This window comes from Streptomyces jeddahensis, from assembly GCF_001642995.1.
GTDB lineage: Bacteria > Actinomycetota > Actinomycetes > Streptomycetales > Streptomycetaceae > Streptomyces > Streptomyces jeddahensis.
This window is the reverse complement of the sequence record NZ_LOHS01000018.1, coordinates 20,805-36,996: the sequence shown is the minus strand read 5'-3', so window position 1 is coordinate 36,996 and position 16,192 is coordinate 20,805. Positions and strand designations below refer to the sequence as shown.

14 protein-coding genes are annotated in these 16,192 nt (G+C 69.6%); 10 read left to right on the top strand and 4 right to left on the bottom strand.

All coding sequences use genetic code 11. The features are described from left to right. Nucleotides 1-133 precede the first annotated feature (133 nt). Complete coding sequence (gene aceE, locus STSP_RS01120; protein WP_067270754.1) at nucleotides 134-2,881, bottom strand: pyruvate dehydrogenase (acetyl-transferring), homodimeric type; 2,748 nt, start codon at nucleotides 2,879-2,881, stop codon at nucleotides 134-136. A gap of 484 nt (nucleotides 2,882-3,365) precedes the next feature. Between aceE and STSP_RS01115 the strand changes: the two genes are divergently transcribed. The 6 genes from STSP_RS01115 to STSP_RS01090 all read left to right on the top strand — a co-directional run bounded on the left by STSP_RS01115 (nucleotide 3,366) and on the right by STSP_RS01090 (nucleotide 8,059). Continuing rightward, nucleotides 3,366-3,803 (top strand): DUF3052 domain-containing protein, encoded by a 438-nt coding sequence (locus STSP_RS01115; protein WP_067270751.1) that lies wholly within the window; start codon nucleotides 3,366-3,368, stop codon nucleotides 3,801-3,803. A 159-nt stretch (nucleotides 3,804-3,962) separates the two neighbouring features. Next, nucleotides 3,963-4,421, top strand: coding sequence for a peroxiredoxin (locus STSP_RS01110; RefSeq protein WP_067270748.1), 459 nt, complete (start codon nucleotides 3,963-3,965; stop codon nucleotides 4,419-4,421). 185 nt (nucleotides 4,422-4,606) lie between these two features. Continuing rightward, on the top strand, nucleotides 4,607-5,182 hold the full coding sequence (locus STSP_RS01105) for a TerD family protein (RefSeq protein WP_067270746.1): 576 nt from the start codon (nucleotides 4,607-4,609) through the stop codon (nucleotides 5,180-5,182). Nucleotides 5,183-5,354: 172 nt separating this feature from the next. Continuing rightward, a complete protein-coding gene (locus STSP_RS01100) occupies nucleotides 5,355-5,930 on the top strand; it encodes a TerD family protein (protein WP_067270743.1) in 576 nt (191 codons plus the stop codon). Between the two features lie 74 nt (nucleotides 5,931-6,004). After that, entirely contained in the window at nucleotides 6,005-7,153 is a 1,149-nt protein-coding gene (locus STSP_RS01095; protein WP_067270740.1) for a DUF475 domain-containing protein, read from the top strand. A gap of 162 nt (nucleotides 7,154-7,315) precedes the next feature. Continuing rightward, entirely contained in the window at nucleotides 7,316-8,059 is a 744-nt protein-coding gene (locus STSP_RS01090) for a TerD family protein (protein WP_067270737.1), read from the top strand. Nucleotides 8,060-8,491: 432 nt separating this feature from the next. Here the strand turns inward: STSP_RS01090 and STSP_RS01085 are convergent, their stop codons facing one another. Continuing rightward, entirely contained in the window at nucleotides 8,492-9,427 is a 936-nt protein-coding gene (locus tag STSP_RS01085) for a TerD family protein (RefSeq protein WP_067270736.1), read from the bottom strand. Nucleotides 9,428-9,614: 187 nt separating this feature from the next. Between STSP_RS01085 and STSP_RS01080 the strand changes: the two genes are divergently transcribed. From STSP_RS01080 to STSP_RS01065, 4 genes are all read left to right on the top strand, one after another. After that, nucleotides 9,615-10,814, top strand: a complete 1,200-nt coding sequence (locus tag STSP_RS01080) for an HpcH/HpaI aldolase/citrate lyase family protein (RefSeq protein ID WP_067270733.1) — start codon at nucleotides 9,615-9,617, stop codon at nucleotides 10,812-10,814. Between the two features lie 15 nt (nucleotides 10,815-10,829). Beyond that, complete coding sequence (locus STSP_RS01075; protein WP_408646220.1) at nucleotides 10,830-13,274, top strand: phosphoribosyltransferase; 2,445 nt, start codon at nucleotides 10,830-10,832, stop codon at nucleotides 13,272-13,274. Further along, nucleotides 13,274-14,158 carry an HAD family hydrolase gene (locus tag STSP_RS01070; protein WP_078066791.1) on the top strand — a complete coding sequence of 295 codons (885 nt, stop codon included), beginning with the start codon at nucleotides 13,274-13,276 and terminating at the stop codon, nucleotides 14,156-14,158. The genes STSP_RS01075 and STSP_RS01070 overlap by 1 nt, the downstream gene beginning before the upstream one ends. A gap of 143 nt (nucleotides 14,159-14,301) precedes the next feature. After that, nucleotides 14,302-14,961 (top strand): O-methyltransferase, encoded by a 660-nt coding sequence (locus STSP_RS01065; protein ID WP_408646219.1) that lies wholly within the window; start codon nucleotides 14,302-14,304, stop codon nucleotides 14,959-14,961. A gap of 123 nt (nucleotides 14,962-15,084) precedes the next feature. On the opposite strand, the gene STSP_RS01060 is transcribed toward STSP_RS01065, so the two are convergent. Further along, entirely contained in the window at nucleotides 15,085-15,315 is a 231-nt protein-coding gene (locus STSP_RS01060; RefSeq protein ID WP_067270729.1) for an FmdB family zinc ribbon protein, read from the bottom strand. 92 nt (nucleotides 15,316-15,407) lie between these two features. Further along, on the bottom strand, nucleotides 15,408-16,043 hold the full coding sequence (locus tag STSP_RS01055) for a DUF4383 domain-containing protein (RefSeq protein WP_067270726.1): 636 nt from the start codon (nucleotides 16,041-16,043) through the stop codon (nucleotides 15,408-15,410). Between the last annotated feature and the right edge of the window lie 149 nt (nucleotides 16,044-16,192).

The window sequence follows — 16,192 nt, the reverse complement described above, 5'->3', positions numbered from 1 at the left end:
CGAAGGTCCAGGGGGCGGAGCCCCCTGGTTACGGGAAGGGGCGGGGTGGGGGAAAGAGCCCTCGCCGCAGCGACGCCGAAGGGCGGCGGACCCGCGGCCCGCCGCCCTTCGACCTGCTATGCGCCGCGACCCGCTACGCGTCGCCCCCCGCCGCGCCCGGATCGGCCGCCGCCACATCGAGCAGCTGATACCGGTCGATCGCCTGCTTCAGCACAGAGCGGTCGATCTTCCCCGCATTGGCGAGCTCGGTCAGCACCGCAACCACGATCGACTGCGCGTCGATGTGGAAGAACCGCCGCGCCGCACCACGCGTGTCGGCGAAGCCGAAGCCATCCGCGCCCAGCGACTGGTACGTGCCCGGCACCCACCGCGAGATCTGGTCCGGAACCGACCGCATCCAGTCGGAAACGGCCACGAACGGACCCTCGGAGCCGGAGAGCTTCTGCGTCACGTACGGGACACGCTGCTCCTCCTCCGGGTGCAGCAGGTTGTACCGCTCCACGTCCACGGCCTCGCGGCGCAGCTCGTTCCAGGAGGTCGCCGACCAGACGTCCGCCCGGACGTTCCACTCCGAGGCCAGGATCTGCTGCGCCTCGACCGCCCACGGCACCGCCACGCCCGAGGCGAGGATCTGGGCGGGCAGCTCGCCCTGCTCGCCCGCCTTGTAGCGGTAGATGCCCTTCAGGATGCCCTCGACGTCCACGTTCGCGGGCTCGGCCGGGTGCTGGATCGGCTCGTTGTAGACGGTGAGGTAGTAGAAGACGTCCTCGCCGTGCGGGTGCTCCTCCGACGACCCGTACATGCGGCGCAGGCCGTCCTTGACGATGTGCGCGATCTCGAAGCCGAAGGCCGGGTCGTACGCGACGCAGCCCGGGTTCGTCGACGCAAGCAGCTGCGAGTGGCCGTCCGCGTGCTGCAGACCCTCACCGGTCAGCGTCGTGCGTCCGGCGGTCGCGCCCAGGACGAAACCGCGCGCCAGCTGGTCGGCCATCTGCCAGAACTGGTCGCCGGTCCGCTGGAAACCGAACATCGAGTAGAAGACGTAGACCGGGATGAGCGGCTCGCCGTGAGTCGCGTAGGCCGAGCCCGCGGCGATCAGCGACGCCGTGCAGCCCGCCTCCGAAATGCCGTCGTGCAGCATCTGCCCGGTCGGCGACTCCTTGTACGCGAGGAGCAGATCGCGGTCCACGGCCTCGTACTGCTGGCCGAGCGGGTTGTAGATCTTCGCGCTCGGGAAGAACGAGTCCATGCCGAAGGTGCGGTACTCGTCGGGCGCGATCAGCACGAACCGCTTGCCGATCTCCTTGTCCCGCATGAGGTCCTTCAGCAGCCGGACGAAGGCCATGGTCGTGGCGATCGACTGCTGACCGGTGCCCTTCTTCACGCTCGCGTACGTCTTGTCCTCGGGGAGGGCCAGCGGCTTCGACCGCACCACCCGGGTCGGCACGTAACCGCCCAGACCCTTGCGGCGGTCGTGCATGTACTGAATCTCCTCCGAGTCGCGGCCCGGGTGGTAGTACGGCGGCGCGCCGTCCTCGAGCTGCTTGTCGGAGATCGGCAGGTGCAGCCGGTCGCGGAAGCGCTTCAGGTCGTCGACCGTCAGCTTCTTCATCTGGTGGGTGGCGTTGCGGCCCTCGAAGTTCGGGCCGAGCGTCCAGCCCTTGATGGTCTTGGCGAGGATCACCGTCGGCTGGCCCTTGTGGGCGCGGGCCGCCGAGTACGCCGCGAAAATCTTCCGGTGGTCGTGACCGCCGCGGCCCAGGTGCAGGATCTGCTGGTCGGTCATGTTCTCGACCATCGCGCGCAGCCGGTGGTCGCCGCCGAAGAAGTGCTGGCGGATGTACGCGCCGGTCTCGGTCGCGTAGGTCTGGAACTGGCCGTCCGGCGTGGTGTTCATCTTGTTGACCAGCACACCGTCCCGGTCCTGCGCGAGCAGCGGGTCCCAGGAGCGGTCCCAGATCAGCTTGATGACGTTCCAGCCGGCACCCCGGAAGATCGACTCCAGCTCCTGGATGATCTTGCCGTTGCCGCGGACCGGGCCGTCGAGGCGCTGCAGGTTGCAGTTGACGACGAACGTCAGGTTGTCCAGGCCCTCCCGCGCGGCGATGGACAGCTGGCCGAGCGACTCGGGCTCGTCCATCTCGCCGTCGCCGAGGAACGCCCACACGTGCGACTTCGACGTGTCGGCGATGCCGCGCGCCTCCATGTAGCGGTTCATCCGCGCCTGGTAGATCGCGCTGATCGGGCCGAGGCCCATGGAAACCGTCGGGAACTCCCAGAAGTCCGGCATCAGCCGCGGATGCGGGTACGACGACAGGCCGTACGGAGCCTTCGACTTCTCCTGGCGGAACGCGTCGAGCCGCTGCTCGGAGAGGCGGTCGAGCAGGTACGCGCGCGCGTAGATGCCAGGCGACGCGTGCCCCTGGAAGAACACCTGGTCGCCGCCGTCGCCCTCGTCCTTGCCGCGGAAGAAGTGGTTGAAGCCCACGTCGTACAGCGACGCCGAGGAGGCGAACGTGGCGATGTGGCCGCCGACACCGATGCCGGGGCGCTGGGCGCGCGACACCATCACGGCCGCGTTCCAGCGGGTCGCGTTCAGGATCCGGCGCTCGATCTCCTCGTTGCCGGGGAAGAACGGCTCGTCCTTGGTGGCGATCGTGTTGACGTAGTCCGTGCTGCGCATCTCGGGCACGGCGACGCGCCGCTCGCGGGCGCGCTCGATCAGCCGCAGCATCAGGTAGCGGGCGCGCTCACGGCCCCGCTCGTCGACGGCGGCGTCAAGGGAGTCGAGCCATTCCCGGGTCTCTTCGGGATCGAAATCCGGGACCTGGCTGGGAAGGCCGCCAATGATGATCGGGTTGCGATCGGATCCGGAAGCCACGCTGTTCCTTCACTGTCCGGGGGCCACTGTCTGAAGCCACTGCTGGGGCATGGTTCTGCTGCTTGCGCCGATCCCCATCGTGTACCTAGGGGACGGAAACGTCATCTCTACCGAGAGGTAACTCAGTCGCTTGTCCGGCAGCCCCGTATGGGCTCGTCCAAATCGCAACGATACGCCCGTGTGCACTGCCGTTCCGCAAAGGAGTTCGGCCCTCCCTGGCACTCGTGGGGGCGAAGTTGGCAAACTCGGACAGAACAGTGGGCCATCGGCCACCAGGCGGCGTGATGTGCTGCCTGAAGTTGCGGCGAGACGGCCCGGAACGTCACCGTTTCGGCGGTCTCCACGGCCGGGTACTTGCGCGATCCGTCCGGCCCGTGTGGACTACGGCCAATGCTTCGCGCACGCGCGTGGCTGGAAGACTTCCCTCAGGCTCACCACGAGCCGGGGGAGACCCCCCATAGGAAACATGATCAGGAGGCAACCCGTGAGCGCGACCGCGGACCACGCGGAGGAGCGGACGAACCCTGCCGCGAGGCTGGGGTTCCAGCCCGAGCAGGTGGTCCAGGAGATCGGCTACGACGACGACGTCGACCAGGAGCTCCGCGAGGCCATTGAGGAAGTCATCGGCGGCGAGCTCGTGGACGAGGACTACGACGATGTCGCGGATGCCGTGCTGCTGTGGTTCCGCGAGGACGACGGCGACCTGACGGACGCGCTGGTCGACGCCACCACGCTGATCGACGAGGGTTCTCCGGTGTGGCTGATGACGCCGAAGACCGGCCGCGAGGGCTACGTCGAGGCGAGCGACATCAACGAAGCCGCGCAGACGGCCGGTCTGTCCCAGACCAAGAGCATCAGCGTCGGCAAGGACTGGATCGGCAGCCGTCTGGTCACGCCCAAGGCGGCGGTCAAGAAGCGCTGACCCGGTCCCGGCCCGGGCAGCTCGCCCTGCCCGGGCCGGGCACGGCCGCCGCGAGGCCCCCACGGACGTACGTCTGTGGGGGCCTCGCGCATCGCCGGGTACGACCCACTGCGTAGGGTGGGCGTCATCTGATCAGCCCCATGGAAGGGATGCGTGACTATGGCGATCGAGGTCGGCACCGAGGCCCCGGACTTCGAGCTCAAGGACAACCACGGCCAGGCCGTGAAGCTCTCCGACTTCCGTGGCGAGAAGAACGTGGTGCTGCTCTTCTACCCGTTCGCTTTCACGGGCGTGTGCACCGGCGAGCTGTGCGCCCTCCGCGACGAGCTGCCGAAGTTCGTCAACGACGACGTCCAGCTGCTCGCCGTCTCCAACGACTCCCCCTTCACGCTCCGCGTATTCGGCGAGAAGGAGGGTCTGGAGTACCCGCTGCTGTCCGACTTCTGGCCGCACGGTGAGGTCTCGCGCGCGTACGGCGTCTTCGACGAGGAGAAGGGCTGCGCGGTGCGCGGCACCTTCATCATCGACAAGGAGGGCGTGGTGCGCTGGACCGTCGTCAACGGGCTGCCGGACGCCCGCGACCTGAACGAGTACGTCAAGGCCCTCGAGAACCTCTGACGCGTATCCGGCGTCACGGACGCCCGAGTCCGAACCGTCCCGGCCACCCGTTTCCGGGCCCGACACCCGGATTGTTCGGGCTCAAGGCCTGCGAGGGCCGGGAACCCGTCACTAGGATCCACTCGTTGATCCGATGCCAACGCACGACGGGGGCTCCCCGCCCCTGAAAACCATTGGGAGGACTCGTGGGAGTCAGCCTCAGCAAGGGCGGCAACGTATCGCTGACGAAGGAGGCGCCGGGCCTGACGGCGGTCATGGTCGGCCTGGGCTGGGACGTCCGCACCACCACCGGTACGGACTTCGACCTCGACGCCAGCGCCATCCTGACCAAGGAGGACGGCAAGGTCCGTAACGACCAGGACTTCGTCTTCTTCAACAACCTCAAGAGCGCCGACGGCTCCGTGGAGCACACCGGCGACAACCTCACGGGTGAGGGCGAGGGTGACGACGAGCAGATCAAGGTGAACCTCGCCGGCGTGCCGGCCGATGTCACCAAGATCGTGTTCCCGGTGTCGATCTACGACGCCGAGAACCGCCAGCAGTCGTTCGGCCAGGTGCGCAACGCGTTCATCCGCGTGGTCAACCAGGCGGGCGGCGCGGAGATCGCGCGGTACGACCTCTCCGAGGACGCCTCGACGGAGACCGCGATGGTCTTCGGCGAGCTCTACCGCCACGGCGCGGAGTGGAAGTTCCGGGCCATCGGCCAGGGCTATGCGTCGGGCCTGCGCGGCATCGCGCAGGACTTCGGCGTGAACGTCTGAGGCGCGGCACGTCTGCCTCCCGTCCGGCGCCGCACACCGCGTGCGGCGCCGGACGGCTTCGGCAACTCAAGCGATCGGCCAACGCCCCCGGTCGGGGGTCCGGGGGGCCCGCGGCGTACGGCCGCCGATGTCACGCCCCCGGTAGACGCAGCAGCTCGGGGAGGACCAGATCATGGGCGTCACGCTAGCCAAGGGGGGCAATGTCTCCCTCTCCAAGGCCGCACCGAACCTCACCAAGGTGATGATCGGGCTGGGCTGGGACGCACGCTCCACCACCGGAGCCCCCTTCGACCTCGACGCCAGCGCCTTGCTGTGCAGCGGCGGCCGTGTGCTGGGCGACGAGTGGTTCATCTTCTACAACCAGCTCAAGAGCCCCGACGGCTCGGTCGAGCACACCGGCGACAACCTGACCGGTGAGGGCGACGGCGACGACGAGTCGATCCTGGTGGACCTCTCCAAGGTTCCCGCCGCCTGCGACAAGATCATCTTTCCGGTTTCGATCCACGAGGCCGACAACCGCGGGCAAACCTTCGGCCAGGTCACCAACGCCTTCATCCGCGTCGTCAACGAGGCGGACGGCCAAGAGCTCGCGCGCTACGACCTCAGCGAGGACGCCTCCACGGAAACCGCGATGATCTTCGGCGAGGTCTACCGGTACGGCGGGGAATGGAAGTTCCGGGCCGTCGGACAGGGGTACGCGTCGGGACTTCGCGGCATCGCTCTAGACTTTGGGGTCAACGTCTCGTAAAGCCGGGTACGGCGGGGGGAATCACTCTCCGGATTCACCCGGGGGTAACCCTCCAACACACGATGGGGTAGCCAGTGGTTCTGAAAACCTTCGGCTGGTCGTTCGCGGTCACCGCGCTCGGCTTGGTCGCGGCGGTGTTCTACGGGGGATGGACCGCGTTCGGGATCGTGGCGATCCTGTCCGTCCTCGAGATCTCGCTGTCCTTCGACAACGCAGTGGTCAACGCCGGAATCCTGAAGAAGATGTCTGCCTTCTGGCAGAAGATCTTCCTCACGATCGGCATCCTCATCGCCGTCTTCGGCATGCGGCTGGTCTTCCCCGTCGTGATCGTCGCCGTCAGCGCCAAGATCGGTCCGATCGACGCCGTCAACCTCGCGCTGACCGACAAGGACCGCTACCAGGAGCTGGTGACCGACGCCCACCCGTCGATCGCCGCCTTCGGTGGCATGTTCCTGCTGATGATCTTCCTCGACTTCATCTTCGAGGACCGTGACATCAAGTGGCTGGCCTGGCTGGAGCGACCGCTGGCCAAGCTCGGCAAGATCGACATGCTGTCGGTCTGCATCGCCCTCATCGTGCTGATGATCACCGCGATGACCTTCGCGACCCACGCCCACCAGCACGGCGGCGCGCACGTCGACAAGGCACAGACGGTGCTGATCTCCGGCATCGCGGGTCTGATCACCTATCTCGTCGTCGGCGGCCTCTCCGGCTTCTTCGAAGACAAGCTCGAGGAAGAGGAGGAGCGCGAGCACGAGGAGGAGGAAGAGGCCAAGCGAGCCGGCAAGCCCGTCTCGGCCGTCAAACTCGCGGGCAAAGCCGCGTTCTTCATGTTCCTCTACCTCGAGGTCCTGGACGCGTCCTTCTCCTTCGACGGCGTCATCGGCGCTTTCGCGATCACCAACGACATCGTGATGATGGCGCTCGGCCTCGGCATCGGCGCCATGTACGTCCGGTCGCTCACCGTGTACCTGGTGCGCCAGGGCACCCTCGACGACTACGTCTACTTGGAGCACGGCGCGCACTACGCCATCGGCGCCCTCGCTGTGATCCTGCTGGTCACCATCCAGTACGAGATCAACGAGATCATCACCGGCCTCATCGGCGTCGTCCTGATCGGCTGGTCGTTCTGGTCGTCGGTGCGCCGCAACCGGGCGTTGGCGGCGGCCGAGGGAAAAGCTGAGGGCTCGGACGAGAAGGCCGAGGTCTCGTCCCGGGTCTGACCGTATGTGTCCGGTTCCCGGGTGTGACCCGGGCCGGAGTGAGGAACGCTCAGTTGCGGGGCGGCCATCGAGGACGAGTCCTCGGGGCCGCCCCGCGGTCATGTGGATGAGGCGCCCATGCGTACACGGCGCATGCGACGCAGAGAACATGGGGGGAGCGGTATGTCCTTCTGGGACGGTATGTGGCGCGGGCGCTCGACGCAGTTCGAGTCGGGCAGTGCGGCGACCAACTCCATCGAACTCACCAAGCGGAATCCGACCGTCTCGCTCACCAAACAGGGCGCGGCCACCGGCAATCTGCGCATCAACCTGTCCTGGCGGATGCGTACGTCCGACATCATCGGCAAGCAACGTAGCGGCAGCCGGCTGCGGCATCCCTTCAAGCTGTTCCAGCCCGATGTGGTGCAGGCACACACCCAGGGTGTGGTCAATGTGGACCTCGACATCGGCTGTCTGTACGAGCTGATGGACGGGGACAAGGGCGTGGTGCAGCCGCTGGGCAGCTTCTTCGGCGCCCTCAACGCCCCGCCGTTCGTGAAGCTCAGCGGCGACGACCGGTTCGGCTCACCGTCGGGCGAGACGATCTACGTCAATCTCGACCACCGCGAGTCCATCAAACGTCTGCTCGTGTTCGTCTACATCTACGACCAGACCCCGGCCTTCGACCGTACGCACGCCAAGGTGACGCTCTACCCGAGCAACGGGCCCCGGATCGAGATCAACCTCGACGAGCGGGCACCGCAGGCCCGCTCCTGCGCGGTGGTCTCCATCGAGAACATCAAGGGCGAACTCGTCGTCCGCCGCGAGGTGAAATTCGTCTACGGCTTCCAGGCCGAGCTGGACCGGCTCTATGGGTGGGGGCTGCAGTGGGGGCGGGGGTACAAGTCGAAGGCGGGCCGCCGCTGACGGCGGTGGGCGGTTCGCCCACCGCCGGTCGGGGGATGGGGTGTACGCGCCTGCGACCGTCGTCGGCTGGTGCGCCACCTCTCGGCTGTGGGCTGGGGCGTGCGCGTCTGCGGCTCCGCTCCGGGGCGCCGCCACCTGCCGGTGGTGGGTCGGGGCCGCGCCGGGATGTACGTCCTCGTCGGTCTGGCGCCGAGCCGTACGTCGTAGGGCGAGCCCACAGTTTGCGCCAGCCGCTGCGGGCGCACATCCCGCCACGTCCCCTTCGTCCGGACGGCGCCTGCGGGTCGCACCGTTGTGGCGGCAGTAGCCACTCACCGTTGTGGGCAATCGTTCCGCAGGGCTGGGGGCACCTCCCAGCGGTAGCTGGGGGAGGGTGGGCACAACCCCACGACGGCGGGTGCGTTGACGTTACGACCTGTGCGACACCGTCGCTCAGCGGCCCAGGAACTGCGGCCCCTGCGGCGGCAGCCGGAAGTTCGGGTCCGGAGCCGGAGCCGGGGCGACCGGGTGCGGATACCCGTACGCGGGCCCCGCCTGCGCGGCGGCGGGCTGGGCCGCCACGGGCCCGGGATGGCCGTACGCGGGCTGCGGCGGATAGCCGTACGCGGGCTGAGGCGCAGGCTGCGGCGGGGGCTGGACGGTCGTCGGCTGCGCCGCGGACTGACCCGTCGTCTGCGCTGGCGCAGGCGCAGCCTGCACAGCGGCCTGCTCAGGCGGCAGCGGCAGCGAGGCGGCGCCGCCCGCCTCGACCCCGCGGGCGGCGGCGCCGGCCTCCACCCCGCGGGCGGCGGCGCCCGCTTCGGCCTCGCCCTCCCCGGCCCCCTCCGACTCGTCCACAGAGATACCGAAGTCCGTGGCCAGCCCCACCAGCCCGTTCGAATAGCCCTCACCCAGCGCACGGAACTTCCAGCCGTCCCCGCGCCGGTAGAGCTCCCCGCAGATCAGCGCGGTCTCCGCGCCCGTCTCCGGCTTGACGTCGAAGTACGCGAGCGGCTGACCGTCCGCGTCGGCGGCGTCGTGCAGCAGTATGCGCAGCGCTCGTACCTGCTCGAACGGCACGTCGTCCGCGGATGCCACGAGCAGCACCCTGCTCACTTCGGCGGCCAGCCCCGCCAGGTCCGTCTGGATCGTGTCCGTCAGGCCGTCGGTCACCCGCTTCTTGCCGAGCCGCCAGACCTTGCCCGAGGGGTGGCGCGGCTGGTTGTAGAAGACGAAGTCCTCGTCGGACCGCACGCGCCCGTCGGCGCCAAGCAGCAGCGCCGAGGCGTCTACGTCCGGGACACCCTGGCCGGGGGCCCAACGCAGCACGGCGCGCACCGCCGTGGCCTTGATCGGGACGTTCGACCCCTTCAGCATCGCGTGCGTCATGCGGTCATCCTGCCCTCCCGGTGCGCGTGGGGACAACGTGGGGGTTCCTGGTACGGAGGCCGTCTTGCGCACTTCCGACATGGGCGGGTTACCTGAATTTCATAGCCGGTGGGAACCCTTGACACGGGTCTCTACGTACTATTACCGGCCACCATCGACGAGCCACCTTGGCGATACGGGGAGTCACATGCGTCATTTCGGGCACATCGCCCCAGAGGTGCGTCAGCGCCTCTTCCACCAGGAGCCGTGCGACTTCACCGCCAGCTCTCCGGCGCGGATCCTCTCCGTGGCCCTCGGCGCGACCCTGTACAGCCCGGCGACCAGACCACGCCTGGCGGACGACATCGTCAAGCAGGCGGGCCGGGGCGTGGTCTCCATGGTGGTGTGCCTCGAGGACTCGATCGGCGACGCGGACGTCCGGGACGCCGAGGAGAACCTCGTACGTCAGTTCACGGACCTTGCGGAGCGGGCTTCCGCGGCGGCCGCGTCCGGCGGTCCCGACGCGGGCGCCGAGCTGCCCCTGCTGTTCATCCGGGTCCGCGTGCCGGAGCAGATCCCGGACCTCGTCACGCGCCTGGGCGCCGCGGCCCGCCTGGTGTCCGGCTTCGTCCTCCCCAAGTTCAACGAAGAGCGCGGCGTGCCCTTTCTCGAGGCGCTCGCCGCGACGGAGACCGCGAGCGGAATCCGGCTGTTCGCGATGCCCGTGCTGGAATCTCCGGAGCTGCTGCATCTGGAAACGCGCGTAGAGACCCTGACGGGCATCTTCCGCACCGTCGACAAGTACCGCGACCGCGTGCTCGCGCTGCGGCTCGGCGTCACCGACTTCTGCTCGGCGTACGGCCTGCGCAGGTCACCCGACATGACCGCCTACGACGTGCGGATCGTCGCCTCCGTGATCTCCGACGTGGTCAATCTGCTGGCCAGGGCCGACGGCACGGGTTTCACCGTGACCGGCCCGGTGTGGGAGTACTTCCCGCTCCAGGAACGCATGTTCAAGCCGCAGCTGCGCCGCAGCCCCTTCCTCGAGGGCCGCGCGGAGGACCTGCGCGAGTCCCTCATCGAGCACGACATGGACGGCCTGCTCCGCGAGATCGCCCTCGACCAGGCCAACGGCCTCCTCGGCAAGACCTGCATCCACCCGTCGCACGTGGTGCCCGTGCACGCGCTGTCGGTCGTCAGCCACGAGGAGTACAGCGACGCCCAGGACATCCTGCGGCCCGAGCGGTGCGGCGGTGGCGTCCTGCGGTCCGCGTACACGAACAAGATGAACGAGGTGAAGCCGCACCGCGCCTGGGCCGAGCGCACCCTGCTGCGCGCCGAGGTCTTCGGCGTCGCCAGGGAGGACGTCGGCTTCGTCGATCTGCTCACCGCAGGTCTGGCCGGCTGAACGATGCAAGGAAACGTGAACGACGTGGTGTGGTCCGGGACGTGGGTCGCCCAGCGGCTCGGTGTCGAGCTCGAAGGCGACGAGAAGCTGCACGACCTGCTGGGTCTCGCGCTGCGGCGCAACCCCAAGCGGGCGCATCTGCTCGTGTCGAACGTCCTGGGCAAGCATGTGCCGCAGTCGCCCGCCGTGGTCTACGGCCACGGGTTCGCGCTCGGCGAGCGGGTGCGTGAGCTGCTCGGCGCCGACGAGGCGGGCCGCGCCGTGGTCCTCGGATACGCGGAGACGGCCACCGGCCTCGGGCACTCGGTCGCCGACGGCGTGGGGCTCGCCCCGTATCTGCACTCGACGCGGCGCTCCGTGCCGGGAGTCGCGCAGGCCGGCGGCTTCGAGGAGTCGCACTCGCACGCCACCTCGCATCTGCTGCTGCCCGAGGATCCCGCGCTGCTCGCGGGCGACGGCCCGCTGGTGCTGGTGGACGACGAGTTCTCCACCGGCAACACCGTCCTCAACACCATCCGCGCCCTCCACGGACGCTATCCGCGCGAGCGTTACGTGATCGTGGCCCTCGTCGACATGCGCTCCGCCGCCGACCAGGGACGCCTCGACGAGTTCGCCCGCGAGATCGATGCGCGCGTGGACCTTGTGACGGCGGCGAGCGGCACGGTGCGGCTTCCGGACGGCGTCCTGCAGAAGGGGCAGGAGCTGGTCGCCGCGTACGAGCAGGGGCAGCGGCAGGGCGGCGCGGCCGCGCAAGCCGGGGCGGTGGCCACCCGCATCGACCTGCAGTGGCCGCAGGACGTCCCCGACGGCGGCCGCCACGGTTTCACGCCCGCGCACCGGGAGCGGCTGGAGCGCGCCCTGCCCGCCATGGCGGAGCGCCTCGCCGCCGCTCTGCCCGCCGACGCCCGCCGCGTCCTGGTCCTCGGCTTCGAGGAGTTGATGTACGCGCCGCTCAGGCTGGCGGAGGAGCTGGAGCGCACGACGGACGCCGAGGTCCGGTACTCCACCACCACCCGCTCACCCGTCCTCGCGGTCGACGACCCCGGCTACGCGATACGCAGCCGCCTCGTCTTCCCCGCCCACGACGACCCGGACGACGGGCCTGGCGAGCGCTACGCCTACAACGTCGCGGGCGCGGGCTTCGACGCCGTCGTCGCCGTCGTCGACTCCGCAGCCGACACCCCGGCACTGCACGCCGCGGACGGCTTGCTCGCACAGCTCGCCGCGCACACCTCACACGTCCTGCTCGCGGTCGTCCCCTCGTACGTCCCCGGGCCCAGGTCCGTACCCGAAAGGCCCTCCATGCTGCCAGAGCCCCTCCGCGGCCCAGCCTTCTCCTCGTACGCGCCGGAGGAGGTCGGCTGGCTGCTGCGGGACCTCTCGGACGTACGCCTCGAAGCGCCGACGGAGGAGCGCGAGGAGGCGATCCAGAGCGGCGGCGCGCACTACGCCGAGTCGCTGCCCGTCGAGTACCAGCCGAGCCCCGAATACCAGGAGCTCTTCCATGCCGCTCTCGAGGCGTCGGCCGCCCGTATCGCACAGGCGGTCGGCGTCGTGACGGAGACCGTGCTCGCCGAGCGCTCGCCCCGTCCCGTGCTGGTCTCGCTCGCCCGCGCCGGCACACCCGTCGGTGTACTGATGCGCCGCTGGGCCCAGCACCGCCGCGGCCTCGACCTGCACCACTACGCCGTCTCGATCGTGCGCGGACGCGGCATCGACGCCAACGCGCTGCGCTGGCTGGCCGACCGCCACGACCCGGCCGACATCGTCTTCGTGGACGGCTGGACCGGCAAGGGAGCCATCACGCGGGAACTCGCCCAGGCGCTGGTGGAGTTCGAGAAGGCGGAGGGCGTCAGCGGCTTCGACCCGGAGATCGCGGTCCTCGCCGACCCGGGTTCCTGCGTCCGCACCTACGGCACCCGGGAGGACTTCCTCATCCCCTCCGCCTGCCTCAACTCCACCGTCTCCGGGCTGATATCGCGCACCGTGCTCCGCGCCGACCTGGTCGGCCCCGACGACTACCACGGCGCGAAGTTCTACCGCGAGCTCGCGGACGCGGACGTCTCGGGCGCGTTCCTGGACGCCGTCGCGGCCTGCTTCGACGAGGTCGCCGACGCCGTGGATGCCCAGGTCAAGGAGCTGCTCTCCGGTGACCGGGCCCCCACCTGGGAGGGCTGGGCCGCCGTCGAGCGGATCAGCGAGGAGTACGGCATCCACGACGTGAACCTCGTCAAGCCGGGCGTCGGCGAGACGACCCGCGTGCTGCTGCGCCGCGTCCCGTGGAAGATCCTCGCCCACAGCGGCGCGGGTTCCGACCTGGACCACGTGAGGCTGCTGGCCGAACAGCGCGGCGTCCCCGTCGAGGAAGTGGCCGAACTCCCGTACAGCTGCGTGGGGTTGATCCACCCCAAGTACACGCGGGGCGCCACCGGCGCCGACGGCAAGGCGGTGAGCAACTGATGACGGTGCTCGTCGCCAGCGACCTCGACCGCACGCTGATCTACTCCAGCGCGGCGCTCGCCCTCGCCATGCCCGACGCCGAGGCGCCCCGGCTCCTCTGCGTCGAGGTGCACGAGAGCAAGCCCCTGTCGTTCATGACGGAGACGGCCGCCGGACTCCTCGCCGAGCTGGGCCGCAACGCCGTCTTCGTCCCGACCACCACCCGCACCCGCAAGCAGTACGGCCGGATCAGTCTCCCCGGCCCTCCGCCGCGGTTCGCGATCTGCGCCAACGGCGGCCATCTGCTCGTCGACGGCGTCACCGACCGCGACTGGCGCCGGCAGGTCGCCGCCCGGCTCGACCACGAGTGCGCCTCGCTCGACGAGGTGCGCGGCCACATGCTGGCCACCGCCGACGCGTCCTGGGTGCGCAAGGAGCGCGTCGCCGAGGACCTCTTCGCCTATCTCGTCGTCGAGCGCAACCTGCTCCCCGAGGGCTGGGTCAAGGAGCTCGCCGACTGGGCCGACGGCAAGGGCTGGACCGTCTCCCTCCAGGGCCGCAAGATCTACGCCGTCCCGAAGCCGCTCACGAAGAGCGCGGCCGTACGCGAGATCGCCCGCCGTACCGGCGCCGAACTCACCCTCGCGGCAGGCGACTCCCTCCTGGACGCCGACCTCCTGCTCGCCGCCGACCTGGCCTGGCGCCCCGGCCACGGCGAACTCGCGGACAGCGGCTGGACCGCACCCGGGATCACGGCTCTCGCGGAGCTGGGCGTGGCTGCGGGCGAGGAGATACTGCGGCGGTTCGCGGAGGCAGCGGCTGCCGCCGGGGCATTGGGTGCGGTCGAGGCCTCGGGTGCCGTCGAGGCCTCGGGTGCGATCGGGGGTGCCGGGGCCGAGGTGTGAGAAGGCTCCCTCTCACAACCAGGGCGAGGACTACGCTCGCAGGCACACGGCGGTAGCCCACCGACCGGGAGCGGAACGAGCCGACCGGGGAGCGATGGGGGTACCTCCCAGGCCTTTAAGGCACTGGGGGAGAGGAGGTCCACGTGGCAAGGAGCAAGACCACTCCGCTGACCGAGGAACTGTACGCGTACATGCTCGGGCACAACCCACCGCTCGACCCGGTGCAGCGCATGCTCGTGGACGTCACCCACACCCAGCTCCCCCTGGTGGCGGGCAAACAGGTCGCTCAGGAGCAGGGGCCGCTCCTGGCGTTCCTCGTACGGCTGACGGGGGCCCGGCGGATCGTGGAGGTCGGCACCTTCACGGGACTGTCGGCCCTGTCCATGGCGCAGGCGCTGCCGCCCGACGGCACCCTTCTGACCTGCGACGTCTCGGAGGAGTGGACCGAGCATGCGCGCGAGGCCTGGGCGAAGGCCGGTGTCGAGGACAAGATCGAACTACGGATCGCACCCGCGCTGGAGACCCTGGCCGCGCTCCCGGAGGAGCCGGGCATCGACATGGCCTTCATCGACGCGGACAAGGAGAACTACATCGGTTACTGGGAGGCCCTGGTGCCGAGGATGCGCCAGGGCGGGCTGCTCGTCGTGGACAACGTCTTCCTGCACGGCGGCGTGACCGATCCCGGGGCCACCGGTCCTGCGGCGGCGATCAAGGAGTTCAACGAGCGGGTGAAGGCCGACGAGCGGGTGGAGAGCGTGATGCTGGCGGTGGCGGACGGGCTGACGCTGGCTCGGAAGCGGTGATCCGGAAGCCGTGATCCGCACGCGGTCGTCCGGAAGCGGTCATCCGCACGCGGTCGTCCGGAAGAGGTGAGCGACGCCGCTGGTGGGGGCGGCGTCGGGTCCCTGCGTCGGTAGGTGCGGCGGTCAGCCGCAGCAGCCTCCGCCGCAGCAACCGCCACCGGCACCGCCGCCGGGGCTGGTGCGCCCGGAGGCGGCCGACGCCGAGGCCGTACCGCCGACCGCCACCGTCGAGAGCAGCTTGACGGTGTCGTCGTGCCCGGCGGGGCAGGCCGCGGGGTCGGGGGACTCGGCCATCGGACGGCTCAGTTCAAAGGTGTCGCCGCAGGTCCGGCAGCGGTACTCGTAGCGAGGCATGCGCACAGATTAACGGTCGGGTGCCGAGACGGCACGGAGTACGGCGCACGGTGACCGAGCGCGCTCGGTCACCGCGTCACCGCGTCACCGTGTCACCGGTGCGGTGGCCGCCCTGGTGCGACACCGATGCCGGTGCTGCGGGCGTCGTCGGCACCGGCGTCCAGCCCGGTGGCCGGCCTCAGGTTGCCGCGCCGGGGCAGCGACCGCTGCCGCTCCTCCTCGGCCGCCTGGTCCGGATGACGCTGCCGCCAGTACGGGTTGTCGTGCGGTAGGGCCGAGCCGACCCTGCCGTACATGCCGAAGAACATCAGCATCACGCCGACCACGAAGCTGAACAGCACGTTCTGGATGCGGAAGGCGAGGAAGTTGAAGCCCGTGTCCAGCAGGGCGAGGTTGACGAAGCCGCTGAGGATGAAGGCGACGCCGACGATCATGTTGATCGTCGAGGCGACGTTCCCGCCGATCACCATCCCGGCGAACAGCAGCAGCCCGATGCAGATCGACAGCACGCTCAGTGCGCCGTTGGTGTTCAGCCCGGCGACCGTGTCGCCGCGGGTGTCGAAGAAGCCGACCTTGCCGATGAGCCCGAAGATCCCGAAGGCGATGAGGACGAGCCCCATCAGACCAGCGCCGACGCGGTAGAACTTGCTGAGGCGGTGGTCGACGGGCAGATGCTCGTCGAGTCGGAAGTGCCGCTTGGTCTCCGGGTGAAGTATGTGCGTTGCCATGTCCGCCCTCCTTGACGCGCTCGCGGAGGCCGCGTACGGGGTGTCTCGCGGGGCGCCGCGCCGCGTACGTAACACCAGGATCCGCCTGCGCCACGGACAACGCCAATGCTCGTGCCGCCGGCCCCGGCGCATCGGGCACGGACCGCACG

Coding starts and splice junctions, on each gene's coding strand:
- STSP_RS01110 (WP_067270748.1), top strand. CDS start 3,963: ATGGCGATCGAGGTCGGCACCGAGGCCCCGGACTTCGAGCTCAAGGAC.
- STSP_RS01100 (WP_067270743.1), top strand. CDS start 5,355: ATGGGCGTCACGCTAGCCAAGGGGGGCAATGTCTCCCTCTCCAAGGCC.
- STSP_RS01090 (WP_067270737.1), top strand. CDS start 7,316: ATGTCCTTCTGGGACGGTATGTGGCGCGGGCGCTCGACGCAGTTCGAG.
- STSP_RS01085 (WP_067270736.1), bottom strand. CDS start 9,427: ATGACGCACGCGATGCTGAAGGGGTCGAACGTCCCGATCAAGGCCACG.
- STSP_RS01080 (WP_067270733.1), top strand. CDS start 9,615: ATGCGTCATTTCGGGCACATCGCCCCAGAGGTGCGTCAGCGCCTCTTC.
- STSP_RS01070 (WP_078066791.1), top strand. CDS start 13,274: ATGACGGTGCTCGTCGCCAGCGACCTCGACCGCACGCTGATCTACTCC.
- STSP_RS01060 (WP_067270729.1), bottom strand. CDS start 15,315: ATGCCTCGCTACGAGTACCGCTGCCGGACCTGCGGCGACACCTTTGAA.
- STSP_RS01055 (WP_067270726.1), bottom strand. CDS start 16,043: ATGGCAACGCACATACTTCACCCGGAGACCAAGCGGCACTTCCGACTC.